General features: G+C 61.8%; 14 protein-coding genes. All 14 read left to right on the top strand.

The window, feature by feature from the left end; all coding sequences use genetic code 11:
• The first annotated feature begins 87 nt into the window (after positions 1-87).
• Positions 88-849, top strand: a complete 762-nt coding sequence (locus JG739_RS07880; protein ID WP_202365983.1) for an NYN domain-containing protein — start codon at positions 88-90, stop codon at positions 847-849.
• Positions 850-1,374: 525 nt separating this feature from the next.
• Positions 1,375-1,635, top strand: a complete 261-nt coding sequence (locus JG739_RS07875) for a DUF982 domain-containing protein (RefSeq protein ID WP_202365982.1) — start codon at positions 1,375-1,377, stop codon at positions 1,633-1,635.
• 158 nt (positions 1,636-1,793) lie between these two features.
• Positions 1,794-1,982: a DUF3606 domain-containing protein gene (locus JG739_RS07870; RefSeq protein WP_202365981.1), complete on the top strand. Its 189-nt coding sequence runs from the start codon at positions 1,794-1,796 to the stop codon at positions 1,980-1,982.
• Positions 1,982-2,164 carry a hypothetical protein gene (locus JG739_RS07865; protein ID WP_202367734.1) on the top strand — a complete coding sequence of 61 codons (183 nt, stop codon included), beginning with the start codon at positions 1,982-1,984 and terminating at the stop codon, positions 2,162-2,164. Before JG739_RS07870 ends, JG739_RS07865 begins: the two co-directional genes overlap by 1 nt.
• A 168-nt stretch (positions 2,165-2,332) precedes the next feature.
• Positions 2,333-3,382 (top strand): glycosyltransferase family 2 protein, encoded by a 1,050-nt coding sequence (locus tag JG739_RS07860; protein ID WP_244749737.1) that lies wholly within the window; start codon positions 2,333-2,335, stop codon positions 3,380-3,382.
• The gene (locus tag JG739_RS07855; RefSeq protein WP_202365979.1) at positions 3,363-4,064 is read left to right on the top strand and encodes a class I SAM-dependent methyltransferase; all 702 of its coding nucleotides are present in this window, start codon (positions 3,363-3,365) and stop codon (positions 4,062-4,064) included. Before JG739_RS07860 ends, JG739_RS07855 begins: the two co-directional genes overlap by 20 nt.
• A 77-nt stretch (positions 4,065-4,141) precedes the next feature.
• Positions 4,142-5,641, top strand: coding sequence for a hypothetical protein (locus JG739_RS07850; RefSeq protein WP_202365978.1), 1,500 nt, complete (start codon positions 4,142-4,144; stop codon positions 5,639-5,641).
• A gap of 346 nt (positions 5,642-5,987) precedes the next feature.
• Positions 5,988-6,077 carry a K(+)-transporting ATPase subunit F gene (locus tag JG739_RS07845; RefSeq protein ID WP_202365977.1) on the top strand — a complete coding sequence of 30 codons (90 nt, stop codon included), beginning with the start codon at positions 5,988-5,990 and terminating at the stop codon, positions 6,075-6,077.
• 34 nt (positions 6,078-6,111) lie between these two features.
• A complete protein-coding gene (kdpA, locus tag JG739_RS07840) occupies positions 6,112-7,815 on the top strand; it encodes a potassium-transporting ATPase subunit KdpA (protein ID WP_202365976.1) in 1,704 nt (567 codons plus the stop codon).
• 25 nt (positions 7,816-7,840) lie between these two features.
• Positions 7,841-8,047, top strand: coding sequence for a hypothetical protein (locus JG739_RS07835; protein WP_202365975.1), 207 nt, complete (start codon positions 7,841-7,843; stop codon positions 8,045-8,047).
• Positions 8,044-10,137 (top strand): potassium-transporting ATPase subunit KdpB, encoded by a 2,094-nt coding sequence (gene kdpB / locus JG739_RS07830; RefSeq protein WP_202365974.1) that lies wholly within the window; start codon positions 8,044-8,046, stop codon positions 10,135-10,137. The genes JG739_RS07835 and kdpB overlap by 4 nt, the downstream gene beginning before the upstream one ends.
• Positions 10,138-10,167: 30 nt before the next feature.
• Complete coding sequence (gene kdpC, locus JG739_RS07825; RefSeq protein WP_202365973.1) at positions 10,168-10,737, top strand: potassium-transporting ATPase subunit KdpC; 570 nt, start codon at positions 10,168-10,170, stop codon at positions 10,735-10,737.
• A 69-nt stretch (positions 10,738-10,806) separates the two neighbouring features.
• Positions 10,807-13,524 (top strand): sensor histidine kinase, encoded by a 2,718-nt coding sequence (locus JG739_RS07820; RefSeq protein ID WP_202365972.1) that lies wholly within the window; start codon positions 10,807-10,809, stop codon positions 13,522-13,524.
• 10 nt (positions 13,525-13,534) lie between these two features.
• Complete coding sequence (locus tag JG739_RS07815; RefSeq protein ID WP_202365971.1) at positions 13,535-14,227, top strand: response regulator transcription factor; 693 nt, start codon at positions 13,535-13,537, stop codon at positions 14,225-14,227.
• Positions 14,228-14,320: the final 93 nt, after the last annotated feature.

Below are 14,320 nucleotides of genomic sequence, written 5' to 3'. Positions count from 1 at the left end.
ATGACGACATCCGTCGCGTCTCGATAAAAAGGTTTCGGCGCCGCTGCACCGTATGTAGTCTGCTGCAAAGCAAACCAGGGGCTCACCTTGCCAACCGAACCACGTTCTCCACGGCTTGCAGTGCTGATCGATGCGGACAATACTTCGGCCAAGATTGCCGACGGCTTGTTCGAGGAAATCGCAAAGATCGGCGAGGCAAGCGTTCGTCGCATCTACGGCGACTTCTCCAGCACCCGCTCAAAGGCATGGGCCGATGTGCTGTCGAAGCATGCGATCATCCCGCAGCAGCAATTCGCCTACACCACCGGCAAGAACGCATCCGACATCACGCTCGTCATCGACGCCATGGACCTACTCCACAGCGGGCGGTTCGAAGGCTTCTGCCTGGTGTCGTCCGACAGCGATTTCACCCGCCTTGCCGCTCGCATCAGGGAGCACGGCATCGACGTTTACGGATTTGGCGAGCAGAAGACGCCGGAGAGTTTCCGGCAGGCATGCCGCCGCTTCGTATACACCGAAAACCTGCTTCCGACTGCGTCAGCCAACGCGCAAGATGCGGCAGCGACGAAATCCTTGCAGCCGCCCAGCGCCGCGACGCCGGTCATCGCCAAGGTCATTTCACAGATGGGAACCGAGGACGGCTGGGTGCCGCTCGGGATTGTCGGCAATCAGCTCGCCAATCTGGCATCGGACTTCGATCCCAGGACCTTCGGCTTTCGCAAGCTGAGCGATCTTGTGCGCAAGACCAACGCCTTTGAGATCGATCATCCCGAGGGTGGAGCGATGCGCATAAGGCTCAAGCCGGCTGCGAAGAGCCGAGAGAAATCGAAGTCGGCAGCATCGCGCTGAGTCCCGCAAAAAGCTGGCTGTCCCAGCCCGATTGGTGTCCGATTGGCCTCTGGTCGGACCACAATTTCGCTGGCGAAAACCGCCATTCGGCGTATCATTCTGGTGGGAAAGGCTTCATGGTGGAGGATGCCAATGAACGTCGTTTCGAGAGCGCCTGTCGTCGACTTGCCGGCCCATGAACTTGTTTCATCTGCGCTTTCAAAATTCCGCGCCGGCGACACCATATCGACCAGAGCCGCAATAGATGCCATACGCCGGGCAGGCCCGGCTTGTGCGGACAGCGACGACCGTCTGGTCGAGCTTATCGTCATGACGGCAATTAGTAGGACCATGGGGGTCGTGTTCGATCATCGGTGCCACTAAAGCGCGTCACCCGCAATTGGCTTGCACAACTGTCAAAAATGAGACCGGCGACGTAAGCCACTCGGTAACCATGAATTGTGATCGGGATGGATCGCGCCATTCGCTATCGGAACAGATAATCCGCTGCGCCGTTGCTGCCGTTGGAGTCAAGGAGTGGCGACAATGCGTGATGAACAATTCGACGTCCCGGTGACGATCGAGAGCGAACGGACCGGGCGCCGGCTTTCTGTGACGAGGACGGTTCAGGCGGCCTCGCTGCTGGTCGACAGATGGCCAGACGAAAAGCGCGGGCCGAAATATCGCGCCGCCTTGAAAGCCATGATGGATGCGATGGAGCAGCGGCGTGCGGTTGGCAGTGCGCGGCGGGCATTCACGGCCGCCGCCAAGGAAGCCCATGTGTTTGTGCGCGAAGGCCAGCATTAAAGCGCGTCACGTCTGAAGAGCTCGAAGCGACGCGCTTTGGTTCTTTTCTTTAGGCATGTCGTTGTCCCAAAACCGCTGCGCAGCTTTGGGCGACATGCATCAAGGAACCTCACGAAATCTCCGCCGTTATGCTCCAGGTCCACGAGGAGAGAACTGCCATGCCAGACGACAAGACCAAAACCGACAATCGCGATCGCTCACAAGTAGCCGGCGACGAGGACTATGAGGTGAGGCATCTCGCCGAGGAAGCCGGCATTACTCCCGAACAGGCACGCACCTTGATTAAGCGCCACGGCACCGATCGCAAGGTGCTGCACGAAATCGCCGAGAGCATAAAGGCGTCGTGATGGCTGACAAACGAACCGCAATGGCCGATCGGAAGAAACGCGAACCGGACGACAAGGAGGCCCTGCGCCTGGCCGAGACCACCGACGTTTCGCCCAACCAGGCGAAGGATCTGATGCGCAAGCACGGCAAGGACAGCGCCAAGGTCGAGAAGGAAGCGAGGAACTTCAAGGCCGAAGGCTGAGCAGCCGATTTGCCGGAGCGCCCGCCCTCGACGCCCCGCGTCGGCTACGCACGCGCCAGCCACTCGCACGCTTCGCCTGGCTGGCGTTGTGTGCGGGCTATGCTGAGCGGCTTATCAATTTTCTAAGAAATTCGGCCTATTCCCATTCTTACCATGGGAGCTGGGCTTTTGGCGCATACAGAGAAAATCGCTGCGCGACGCGCCGTCGCGCTGTCGGTTGTCGTGCCGTGCTACAATGAAATCGGTGGGATCGCCGAACTTTACCGGCGCGTCACCGCCGTTTGCCGTGAGCAAGCCGGGCATTCCTACGAGATCGTGCTGGTCATCGACGGAGCCACCGACGGCACCCGCGAGGCCATCTTCGAACTTGCCAAACAGGACAGCCACGTCGTCGGCATAGACCTCGCCCGAAATTATGGCCACCAGATTGCGCTCAGCGCCGGCCTGGAGTTTTGCCGCGGCCAGCGCATTCTCATTCTCGATGCCGACCTCCAGGACCCGCCGGAACTGCTCAAAGCCATGATGGCAAAGATGGATGAGGGGTTCGACGTCGTCTATGGCCAGCGGCTGAAGCGGCAGGGCGAAGGCTGGTTCAAGCGCGCAACCGCCGCATTGTTCTACCGTCTGCTGCGCAAGATGGTCGACGTCGACATAGCGCTCGATTCCGGGGACTTCCGCCTGATGAACCGCCGCGCGCTCGATCATCTCAATGCGATGCCGGAGCGTTACCGCTTCATTCGCGGCATGGTGAGCTGGATCGGCCTGAAGCAGGCGGCCTTTGCCTATGAGCGGCACCAGCGCTTCGCCGGCACCACGCATTACCCGTTGAAGAAGATGGTGCTTCTGGCGATGGATGCGATGACCAGCTTCTCCATCGTGCCGCTGCGGTTCGCCTCGCATCTCGGCATGATCTTCGGCTTTCTCGGTCTTGCTGCGCTGGGCTACACGCTGTTCGCATGGATTGCCGGCAGCGTCTTGCCAGGCTGGACCAGCCTGGCCGCAATCGTCCTGATCCTCGGCAGCGTTCAGCTTCTGGTGCTTGGGATTTTCGGGGAATATCTCGGGCGCATGTATATGGAGACCAAGCGGCGGCCGCTCTACCTCATAAACGAGATCGCTGCCCATGATCCTGCCGCCGGCAAACTGCCGGTCCATCGCCTTCAGGAAATGGCCGAGGAACTGACCAAGGGAGCCGCGCGTGCTTCAGGCCGAATTTGACCAGTTCGCGCTGGAATATCAGCGGCAGCATGCCGCAAGTATCAGGCTGAGCGGCGAAACCCCTGACTTTTTCGCGCAGTACAAGATCGATGACGTCGCAGCACGGCTGGCTCGCTCCAATATCAAGCCGCGGCGGATACTCGACTTCGGCGCTGGCGTCGGCAATTCGCTGCGGCCCATGCGCGCCGCATTTCCCGACAGCGAAATCACCTTGCTCGACCCTTCCTCGCAGTCGCTCGACATCGCCCGCAAGCGCTTTCCCGGCCAGGCCGATTTCCGGCACTTCGACGGCGAAACGATCCCCTATGCCGACGCGAGTTTCGATCTCGCCTTCGCCGCCTGCGTGTTCCATCACATCCCCGAAGACCTCCATGTCGGCCTGATCAGGGAGATCAAGAGAGTGCTGACCGGCGGTGGCAGTTTCTTCTTGTTCGAGCACAATCCCTGGAATCCGCTGACGACGCACGCGGTGCGAAACTGTGCTTTCGACGAGAACGCAATCCTGATCAGCAGCCGCGATCTGCGCAAGCGAATGGCTGCCGCCGGCTTCTCCAAATCCGATGTCGTCTATCGGATCTTTTTCCCACGCGTGCTCGCAAGATTGCGGCCCTTGGAGCGCTTCCTGACCAGGATGCCTATGGGAGCCCAATATTTTGTGCATGCGGTCAAGCATGCCGTTTGAGCGGACGCCCTGCCCTTGGATGAGCGACAAGCTGAAACCGCCAATCGATCTGCCGCAGAGCGGCCTGGAGCTATGATATGAACGGGATTCAGGCGACCGTAGCGACCGTTGCGACCGCGTCGTCGGTTAACAGCGCGCAGCGGGCCAGGGTGATGTTCTGCCTGCTCGTCGCGCCTGTCGTGGCATTCGCGCTTTCCGCCCACGCCCAGGCCGTCCTGCAGGACCCCGACAGTTGGTGGCAGGTCAAGGTCGGGCTCGACCTGCTGGCAAATCGTACCTTCCCGGTTGTCGACAGCTATTCTCACACGTTCGCCGGCCAGCCGTGGATCGCCAAGGAGTGGCTTGGACAGGTCCTCCTTGCGCTCGCCTACACGGCAAGTGGCTGGAACGGCGTGGCGGTGCTGATCATCTCAACCATCGCCCTGACGGGCGTGTTGCTGTCATGGTATCTCAGCACCTGGTTGAGACCGACGGCGGCAGTGGGACTGGCCTTGCTCGCGGTGGCCTTGATCTCCCCGATCTTCACCGCGCGTCCGCACATCTTCACCTTCCCCATCATCGTGATCTGGACCGCAATGCTTTTCCGCGCAGCGCGCGATGAGCAAGCACCGCCTCTATGGCTGCTGGCCCTGCTTGTCCTGTGGGCCAATCTCCACGCGACCTTTACCGTCGGCTTCGTCATCGCGGCTTTCGCTGGCCTCGATGTTCTTGTGCGGATCCGCCTGTCCAACCCACTACTCCTTAGCAAATGGATATCCTTCGGACTGCTTTGCCCGGTGGTCAGCCTGATCAATCCCTATGGCATCAAGGCCATCCTTGCCACTTTCACCGTAGCCTATGGCAATGAAGCGGTTCCCTTGATTGTCGAGTGGAAACCCTTCGACGCCTCGGATCAACAGTTCCAGGAAGTCGGTATCCTGGTGTTCTTTTTCGCGCTGCTTGTGTCGCGACTTCGTGTTGGCTGGGCGAAGGCGCTGTTCATCATCTTCGCCTTGCATATTTATCTCACCCATATGCGCTTCATGTACCTGTTCTTCCTGCTGGTGCCGATCGTGCTTGCGGCCGAGATTGCGCAGCAATATCCAGCACTTTCCCTGGAAAAATGGGCGTCCGGCAGACGCGACGGCCTGGAACGGTTTTTCGCAGAGCGATTTTACCGGATCTGCGGCGTGGCAGGGGTTTTGCTGCTGGCGGCAACCGCAATGCACACCAGCGCCTATCCGGTCGCGCCGAGCCAGAAGACTTCGGCCAGGGACGCGCTCGCATTCGCCGAAAGCCATCATCTGTCAGGCAATGTGCTGAATTCATACAATTTCGGCGGCAGCCTGATTTTCCATGGCATCAAGACGTTCATCGACGGTCGGACAGATCAGCTCTTTCTCAACGGCTTCATGAAGACAGATGCCGAGACCGGACGCAGCGGTGGAAAGCCTGTCCTCGAAGCCCAGCTCGACAAGCATGCGATCGACTGGGCCTTGCTGACGCCGGACGACAACCGCATTCCGTTCCTCGATGAACTGGGCTGGAAGCGGGCCTATGCGGACGACTATGCCGTGATCTATACGCGCAATCGCTGATTTTCGGCGGCTTCGCGCCGGTGCACGACTTGTCTTTGAGCGCCGCGCTAAGAACCGCGACGGCAAATCCTTTATAGGATTTTTATTTCTTTCCTCTTCGCCACGTCTCGAACCTTTATGGGGTTTGGATCCATATCCCGTCGGGAAGAACTCGCTCGCCATTACCGTCGCGACAGAGTGTCTTCACATGACTTCAACGCTGCCGGCTGCAGGCAAGCCAGTGCAAAACGAGAATAAGGAACAAATCCGATGGACATCATCGTTCTCGGGATAGGGTTTTTGTTTTTCGCCCTGTTCTTCGGCTTCGTCAAAGCCTGCGACAGTCTTTAGGCGGAGGGATCGCAACATGCTTGTCGACTATGTTCTCGGTGGCGCTGTGACCCTGTTCCTTCTTGCCTACCTGACATACGCCCTCATTCGCCCAGAACGTTTCTAAACGGCAACTGGCGCAGGCACGGAAGGCCATTTCAATGACTTTTGGCGGATGGATGCAGATCCTCGTCTATTGCGGGATCGTCGTTTTGCTGGTGAAGCCGCTCGGCGGCTACATGTATCGCGTTTTCAGCGGCGACCGCACATTGCTCTCGCCGATCCTGGCTCCTGTCGAGCGGGGCCTTTATCGCATTTCGGGAACCAGCGAGCGTGAGCAGCAGCACTGGACCACCTATGCGGCGGCCTTGCTGTTCTTCAACCTCGCCGGCTTCGTGGTGCTCTACGCTCTGCAACGGCTGCAAGGCAGCCTGCCTTACAATCCGGCCGGCATGAGCGGCGTCGAACCCGGGCTCGCCTTCAACACCGCCGCCAGCTTCATGACCAACACCAACTGGCAGAACTACGGCGGTGAAAGCACGATGTCCTATCTCGTGCAGATGGCCGGCCTCACCGTGCAGAACTTCCTGTCCGCAGCGACCGGCATCGCCATCGCAATCGCGCTGATCCGCGGCTTCACCAAGGCTTCCGGCAAATCGATCGGCAATTTCTGGGTCGATATGACCCGCTGCACCCTTTACCTGCTGTTGCCGCTCTGCATGGTGCTGACGCTGGTCTATGTCTATCTCGGCATACCGCAGACGCTCAGCGCCTATCTCGAAGCCACAACCCTGGAAGGCGCGCGGCAGACGATCGCGGTCGGACCGGTTGCCTCGCAGATCGCCATCAAGATGCTCGGCACCAATGGCGGCGGCTTCTTCAACGCCAATGCCGCGCATCCCTTCGAAAATCCCGACGCGATCTCGAATCTGATCCAGATGGTTTCGATCTTCGCCATCGGTGCGGCGCTGACCAACGTCTTCGGTCGCATGAACGGCGACCAGCGCCAGGGTTGGGCGATCTTGACTGCGATGGGCATCCTGTTCATCGCCGGCGTCGCCGTCTGCTACTGGGCGGAAGCATCAGGCAATCCGCTGGTGCATGCGCTGGGCATCGACGGCGGCAACATGGAAGGCAAGGAAACCCGCTTCGGCATCGCCTTGTCGGCGCTGTTTGCGGTGATCACCACCGCCGCGTCCTGCGGCGCCGTCAACGCCATGCATGACAGCTTCACAGCGCTTGGCGGCATGATCCCGATCATCAACATGCAGCTCGGCGAGGTCATTGTCGGCGGGGTCGGCGCCGGTCTCTACGGCATCCTGATGTACATCGTGATCGCCGTCTTCATCGCCGGACTGATGGTCGGACGCACGCCCGAATATCTCGGCAAGAAGATCGAGGCCAAGGAAGTCAAGATGGCGATGCTCGCCATTCTCTGCCTGCCGCTGGCGATGCTGATCTTCACCGCCATCGCGGTGGTGCTGCCGACCGGCGTCGCTTCGATGGCCAATGCCGGCCCGCACGGCTTCTCCGAGGTTCTCTATGCCTACACCTCGGCTGCCGCCAACAACGGCTCGGCCTTTGGCGGCCTGACCGGCAACACGCCCTGGTACAACATCACGCTCGGCATCGGCATGCTGATGGGCCGCTTCCTGGTCATCATCCCGGCTCTGGCGATCGCCGGTTCGCTGGTCGCCAAGAAGACGGTGCCGGCCTCCGCCGGCACCTTCCCGACCGACGGGCCGCTGTTCGTCGGGTTGCTGGTCGGCGTCATTCTGATCGTCGGCGGCCTCACCTTCTTCCCGGCGCTGGCAGTCGGCCCGATCGTCGAGCACCTGGCTGGCATCCACGGGCAGACATTCTGAACTGTCGCTACCTTGGATCAAAATCATGTCCTGGTTCGAAACCATATGTCGCAAGATTCGGCGTCGAGCCGATCAGAAAGGGGCAACCCCGCCGCCTTTCCCGACCATGCCGACGTTCTTCGGCATTGCCGCAGTCATGATCGTGATCTGGCTGCTGGCCTCCGGGCTGCCGCATCTTCTTTCGGCCTACGATCGATCGGTCAACAACATCGATACTGGAGCCACTAAATGAGCCAGTCCAAATCCGCTGTCATCATGGATGCCCGCATCCTGCTGCCCGCCATCGACGGCGCCTTCAGGAAACTGAACCCGCGCACCTTGATGCGCAATCCGGTGATGTTCGTCGTCGCCGTCGTCTCGGCGCTCACCTCAGTCCTGTTCGTCAAGGATCTCGTCACTGGCGGCGGCGATCTCGGCTTCTCGCTGCAGATCATCATCTGGCTGTGGTTCACCGTGCTTTTCGCCAACTTCGCCGAAGCGGTCGCCGAAGGCCGAGGCAAGGCGCAGGCCGATTCGCTGCGCAAGGCTCGCACCGAGACCCAGGCCAAGCTGTTGAGCGGCGACGACCGCACCAGGTTCAAGCTGGTGCCCGGCACCAGCCTGAAGGTCGGCGACGTCGTGCTCGTCGAGGCCGGCGACATCATTCCGTCGGACGGCGAGGTGATCGAAGGCGTCGCTTCGGTCAACGAGGCGGCGATCACCGGCGAATCGGCTCCGGTGATCCGCGAATCCGGCGGCGACCGTTCGGCGGTGACCGGCGGCACCCAGGTTCTGTCCGACTGGATCCGCGTGCGCATCACCGCTGCCTCCGGCCATACGTTCCTCGACCGCATGATCTCGCTGGTCGAAGGCGCTGCGCGCCAGAAGACGCCCAACGAGATCGCGCTCAACATCCTGCTCGTCGGCATGACGCTGATCTTCGTGCTGGCGACGGCAACGATCCCGAGTTTCGCCGCCTATTCGGGCGGCACCATTTCGGTGACCGTCCTCGTCGCCCTGTTCGTCACCTTGATCCCGACGACGATCGGCGCGCTGCTTTCGGCCATCGGCATCGCCGGCATGGATCGCCTGGTGCGGTTCAACGTGCTGGCGATGTCGGGCCGCGCCGTCGAGGCGGCCGGTGACGTCGACACGCTGCTGCTCGACAAGACCGGCACGATCACGCTCGGCAATCGCCAGGCGACTTCATTCCGCCCGGTCAAGGGCGTCACCGAACAGGAGTTGGCCGACGCGGCACAGTTGGCCTCGCTTGCCGATGAGACGCCGGAAGGCCGCTCGATCGTCGTGCTGGCGAAAGAGAAATACGCCATCCGTGCCCGCGACATGGCAACACTGCATGCCGCTTTCGTGCCCTTCACCGCGCAAACCCGCATGAGCGGCGTCGACCTCGATGGCTCTTCGGTTCGCAAGGGCGCGGTCGATTCGGTGCTCGCGCACGTCAATCAGTCGACCGTCGCCAGGCATGGCACGCGCCCCGGCAGCGACACCGTCCGCGACCTGCAGGCGATCGCCGACGACGTCGCCAAGTCCGGCGGCACGCCGCTTGCGGTCGAGCGCGACGGACGCCTGCTCGGCGTCGTCCATCTCAAGGACATCGTCAAGGGCGGCATCAGGGAACGCTTCGCCGAACTGCGCAAGATGGGTATCCGCACGGTGATGATCACCGGCGACAACCCGATGACGGCGGCGGCGATCGCGGCGGAGGCCGGCGTCGACGATTTTCTTGCCCAGGCGACGCCCGAGGACAAGCTGAAGCTCATCCGCGACGAACAGGCCAAGGGCAAGCTCGTCGCCATGTGCGGCGACGGCACCAATGATGCGCCTGCCCTTGCGCAGGCCGATGTCGGCGTTGCCATGAACACCGGCACGGTCGCCGCACGCGAAGCCGGCAATATGGTCGACCTCGACAGCGATCCGACCAAGCTGATCGAGATCGTGGAAATCGGCAAGGCGCTGCTGATGACGCGCGGCTCGCTGACAACCTTCTCCATCGCCAACGACGTCGCCAAGTATTTTGCCATCATCCCGGCCATATTCGCCGTCTTCTACATCGCGCCGGGGCAGACATCAGGTCCGCTGCAGGCGCTCAACGTCATGCATCTGGCAACGCCGCAGAGCGCCATTCTCTCGGCCATCATCTTCAACGCACTGATCATCGTCGCGCTGATCCCGCTGTCGCTGAGAGGCGTCAGATATCGCGCGATCGGCGCGGGCGCACTGCTCAGCCGCAACCTTCTAGTCTACGGCCTCGGCGGCATTATCGTCCCCTTCGTCGGCATCAAGGCGATCGACTTGGCCATCACCGCGCTGGGCCTCGCATAAAAAAGTTGGGCCTCGCCTAAGGAATTGATCATGCTCAAGCAAATCAGACCCGCGATCACCATGATCGTTTTCTTCACCATCCTCACCGGCCTGATCTATCCGATCGGCATGACCGGCATCGCCCAGGCCTTGTTCCCGCGCCAGGCCAATGGCAGCCTGATCGAGAGGGACGGCAAGGTCGTCGGCTCCGAACTGATCGGCCAGGCTTTTGCCAGCGAGCGCTATTTCCATGGCCGGCCGTCGGCTGCGAGCGACGGCTACGACGCCGCCGCTTCGAGCGGCTCGAATCTCGGGCCGACCAACGCCAAGCTGATCGACCGCGTCAAGAGCGATGCCGACAGGCTGAAAGCCGAAAATCCGAACCAGAAGGTGCCGATCGATCTGGTCACGACTTCAGGCAGCGGCCTCGATCCGCATATCAGCCCCGAGGCCGCCTATTTCCAGGTCGCCAGGGTGGCCAGGGCCAGGGGCGTCGATGAAGCCAGGGTCAAATCGCTTGTCGACAGCCATGTGGAGGACCGCGAGCTCGGCTTCATGGGAGAGCCTGTGGTCAATGTGCTGGCGCTTAACCTGGCGCTGGACGAGGCCACCAGGCAATGAATGGTGGGAAGCAATGAGTGGTCGGCTGGGGATCGACACCATCCCCGGCGCCATTCATGATCGATTGTGATGCCGGACGACAGAAGCAACGAAACCAGACCCTCACCCGACGCCCTGCTTGACCGTGCGGAGCGGGAAGCGCGCGGTCGTCTGCGGATTTTTCTGGGTGCAGCACCCGGTGTCGGCAAGACCTATGACATGCTGATGTCGGGCCGTGCAAGATTGGCCGACGGAGTGGACGTGGTGATCGGCGTCGTCGAGACGCATGGCCGCAAGGAAACCCAGGTGCTGGTCGACGGCTATGAGGTGATCCCCCGTCGTCGGGTCGACTACAAGGGGCGCATCCTCGAGGAAATGGACCTCGATGCTATCCTTGCCCGGCGTCCGGCGCTGGTCCTCGTCGACGAGCTTGCCCATACCAACGCGCCGGGCAGCCGCCATCCCAAGCGCTATCTCGACGTTCAGGAAATCCTGACGCACGGCATCGACGTCTACACCACGCTCAACATCCAGCATGTCGAAAGCCTGAACGATGTCGTGGCGCAGATCACGCGCGTCAGGGTGCGCGAGACGGTTCCAGACTCCATCATCGACCAGGCCGACGACATCGAGATCATCGATCTCACGCCCGACGACCTGATCAAGCGTCTCGAGGAAGGCAAGGTCTATATCCCCAGCACCGCCCGGCGCGCCATCGAGAACTATTTCTCGCCAGGCAATCTGACGGCGCTCAGGGAACTGGCGCTGCGCCGCACCGCCCAGCGCGTCGACGAGCAGTTGCTGACCCACATGCAGGCCCACGCCATACCCGGGCCCTGGGCGGCGGGGGAAAGGGTTCTCGTCTGCGTCGACGCGCGTCCGGGCGGGGCGGCCCGCGTCCGCTACGCGCGGAGATTGGCCGACCGGCTTCGCGCCCCCTGGACGGCGCTTCATGTCGATACCCCTCGTTCAGCCGCCACGTCCGAGGAGGACAAGGATCGGCTCGCGACGCTGCTGCGCCTTGCCGAGCAACTCGGCGCCGAGGTGACGACCATTCCAGGCCAGAACGTCGCACAGGACATCGTTCGCCATGCGACCGCCAACAACTTCACCCATATCGTGATCGGCAGGCCGACCCGATCGCGCTGGCGGGAATTGATCGAGGGCTCGCTCACTTATGATCTCATCCGCAACGCCGGCGACATCAGCGTCCATGTCATTTCGGGAAACGAACGCAACGACGAGACGACGTCACGGACCGTCAAGGTGGCGGACGAGCAGTGGCAATTCGAGATCTGGCCCTATCTCAAGGCCACGGCCTATGTTGCTGGCTCGCTCGCCTTCGCTTTCCTTCTTCATCAGTTTCTCGACGTCCGCAATCTGGCGATCATCTTTCTCATCGGGGTTCTGACGTCGGCGGTGACCGGCGGTCTCTGGCCGGCTTTGTATGCCTGCCTCATCAGCGCCACTGCCTTCAACTATTTCTTCCTGGAACCACGCTACACGCTGACGATCCAGGATCCGGAGAGCATCGTGGCGCTGGCTGCCTTCCTGGTTGTTGCAGTCATTGCCAGCAATCTGACAGTGCGGGTGCAGCGACAGGCGGTCGCTGCCCGTGCGCGGGCACGCGCCACGGAAGATATCTATCTTTTCTCGAAGAAGCTCGCCGGCGCTGGCACGCTTGACGACGTGCTCTGGGCGACTGCCTTCCAGATAGCCTCGATGCTGAAGTTGCGCGTGGTGCTGCTGCTGCCGGAAAACGGCACGATCACCGTCAAGGCCGGTTACCCGCCCGACGACACGCTGGCCGAGGCCGACATCGCGGCCGCCCGTTGGGCCTGGGAGCACGATCGCCCCGCCGGCCGCGGCGCCGACACGCTTCCCGGAGCAAGACGCCTGTATCTGCCGTTGCGGACCGGTCGCACCGCCGTCGGCGTCGTCGGCCTCGACAACGATAAGCATGGCCCGTTGCTGACCCCCGAACAGAAGCGCCTGCTCGACGCGCTCGCGGATCAAGCGGCAGTCGCCATCGAGCGCATACAGCTTGTTGCCGACGCCGACCGGGCCAAGCTCGAGGCCGAGGCGGACCGCCTGCGCTCGGCGCTGCTGACCTCGATTTCGCATGACCTGAAAACGCCGCTTGCCGCCATCATGGGCGCCGCCGGCACATTGCGGGAATTTGCGCCGGCGCTTCCCGAAACGGACCGGGCGGACCTGCTGTCGACCGTGCTCGACGAATCGGAACGGCTGAACCGCTTCATCGCCAATCTGCTTGACATGACCAAGATCGAATCCGGTGCGATGGAGCCGAACTACGCGTTCCACTATGTCGGCGACATTGTCGGCACCGCCTTGCATCGAGCCAGAAAAATCATCGGCGAACACAAGACCGAAATCGACATTCCCACGGATTTGCCGATGCTGAGGGTCGACCCCGTCCTGTTCGAGCAGGCGCTGTTCAATCTCCTCGACAATGCCGCTAAGTTTGCCCCACCAGCTTCGACGATCCGCCTGCAGGGCTGGGCCGACAATGGTTCCGTCATCCTGCAGATCATGGACGAGGGGCCGGGCATTCCGCCAGCGGATCTGGAACGCATTTTCGACACGTTCCACCGGGTGCGCAAGGGCGATCAGGTCCGTGCCGGCACCGGGCTCGGGCTCTCGATCTGCCGTGGCTTCATCGAGGCGATGGGCGGGACGATTTCCGCGGCCAACAGGACTGACCGCCCGGGGGCGGTTTTTACCATCAAGATGCCGGTAGCGGCAGACCAACATGTGGGCGACCCCGACGTGGATGACCTGCCATGACGAACCTGCCATGACGAACCTGGACGTCAGGATATTGGTCGTCGATGACGAACCGCCGATCCGCAAGCTGCTCCGCGTCGGCCTTGGCAGCCAGGGCTATGCGATCAGCGAGGCGCCGAACGCCAGGACGGCGATCGAACTGATGGAGACGGAAAGGCCGGACCTGATCCTGCTCGATCTCGGCCTGCCCGGTATGGGCGGCCACGAATTGCTGCGCAAATGGCGGGACGACGGCCTGGATGTTCCCGTCGTCATCCTTTCCAGCCGCACCGACGAGGCCGGCATCGTCTCGGCACTTGATCTCGGCGCCGACGACTATATCACCAAGCCGTTCGGCATGAACGAGCTTGTCGCGCGCATCCGCGTGGCGCTCCGCCACAAGTTCCAGCAGCAAGGCGAGAAGCCGGTCTTTCACACCGGCGATCTCACGGTCGATCTGGTGAAGCGCATCGTCATGATCGAGGACAGGGAGATAAAGCTCTCGCCGAAGGAGTACGACATCCTGCGCATCCTCGTGCAGCACGCCGGCAAGGTTCTCACCCACCAGTTCCTTTTGAAGCAGGTCTGGGGCGATTCGACCGACGTGCAGTATCTCAGGGTCTATGTGCGGCAGCTCAGGCAAAAGATCGAGAGAACGCCCGACCAGCCGCGTTACATCACCACCGAAACCGGCGTCGGATACCGCTTGCGCGAAGTCGACTGAAGCGAGGGCCGCGGGCGAGCTCAATCGGCCGAGAGTTCCGCCCTCCGGACAAGCGCGCCGGCCAACGAGATGGAAAAGGCGGGATCCGCCGCA

Source organism: Mesorhizobium sp. L-2-11 (assembly GCF_016756595.1).
GTDB lineage: Bacteria > Pseudomonadota > Alphaproteobacteria > Rhizobiales > Rhizobiaceae > Mesorhizobium.
The sequence above is the reverse complement of the archived record's forward strand: the minus strand, read 5'-3'. Positions and strand labels throughout refer to the sequence as shown.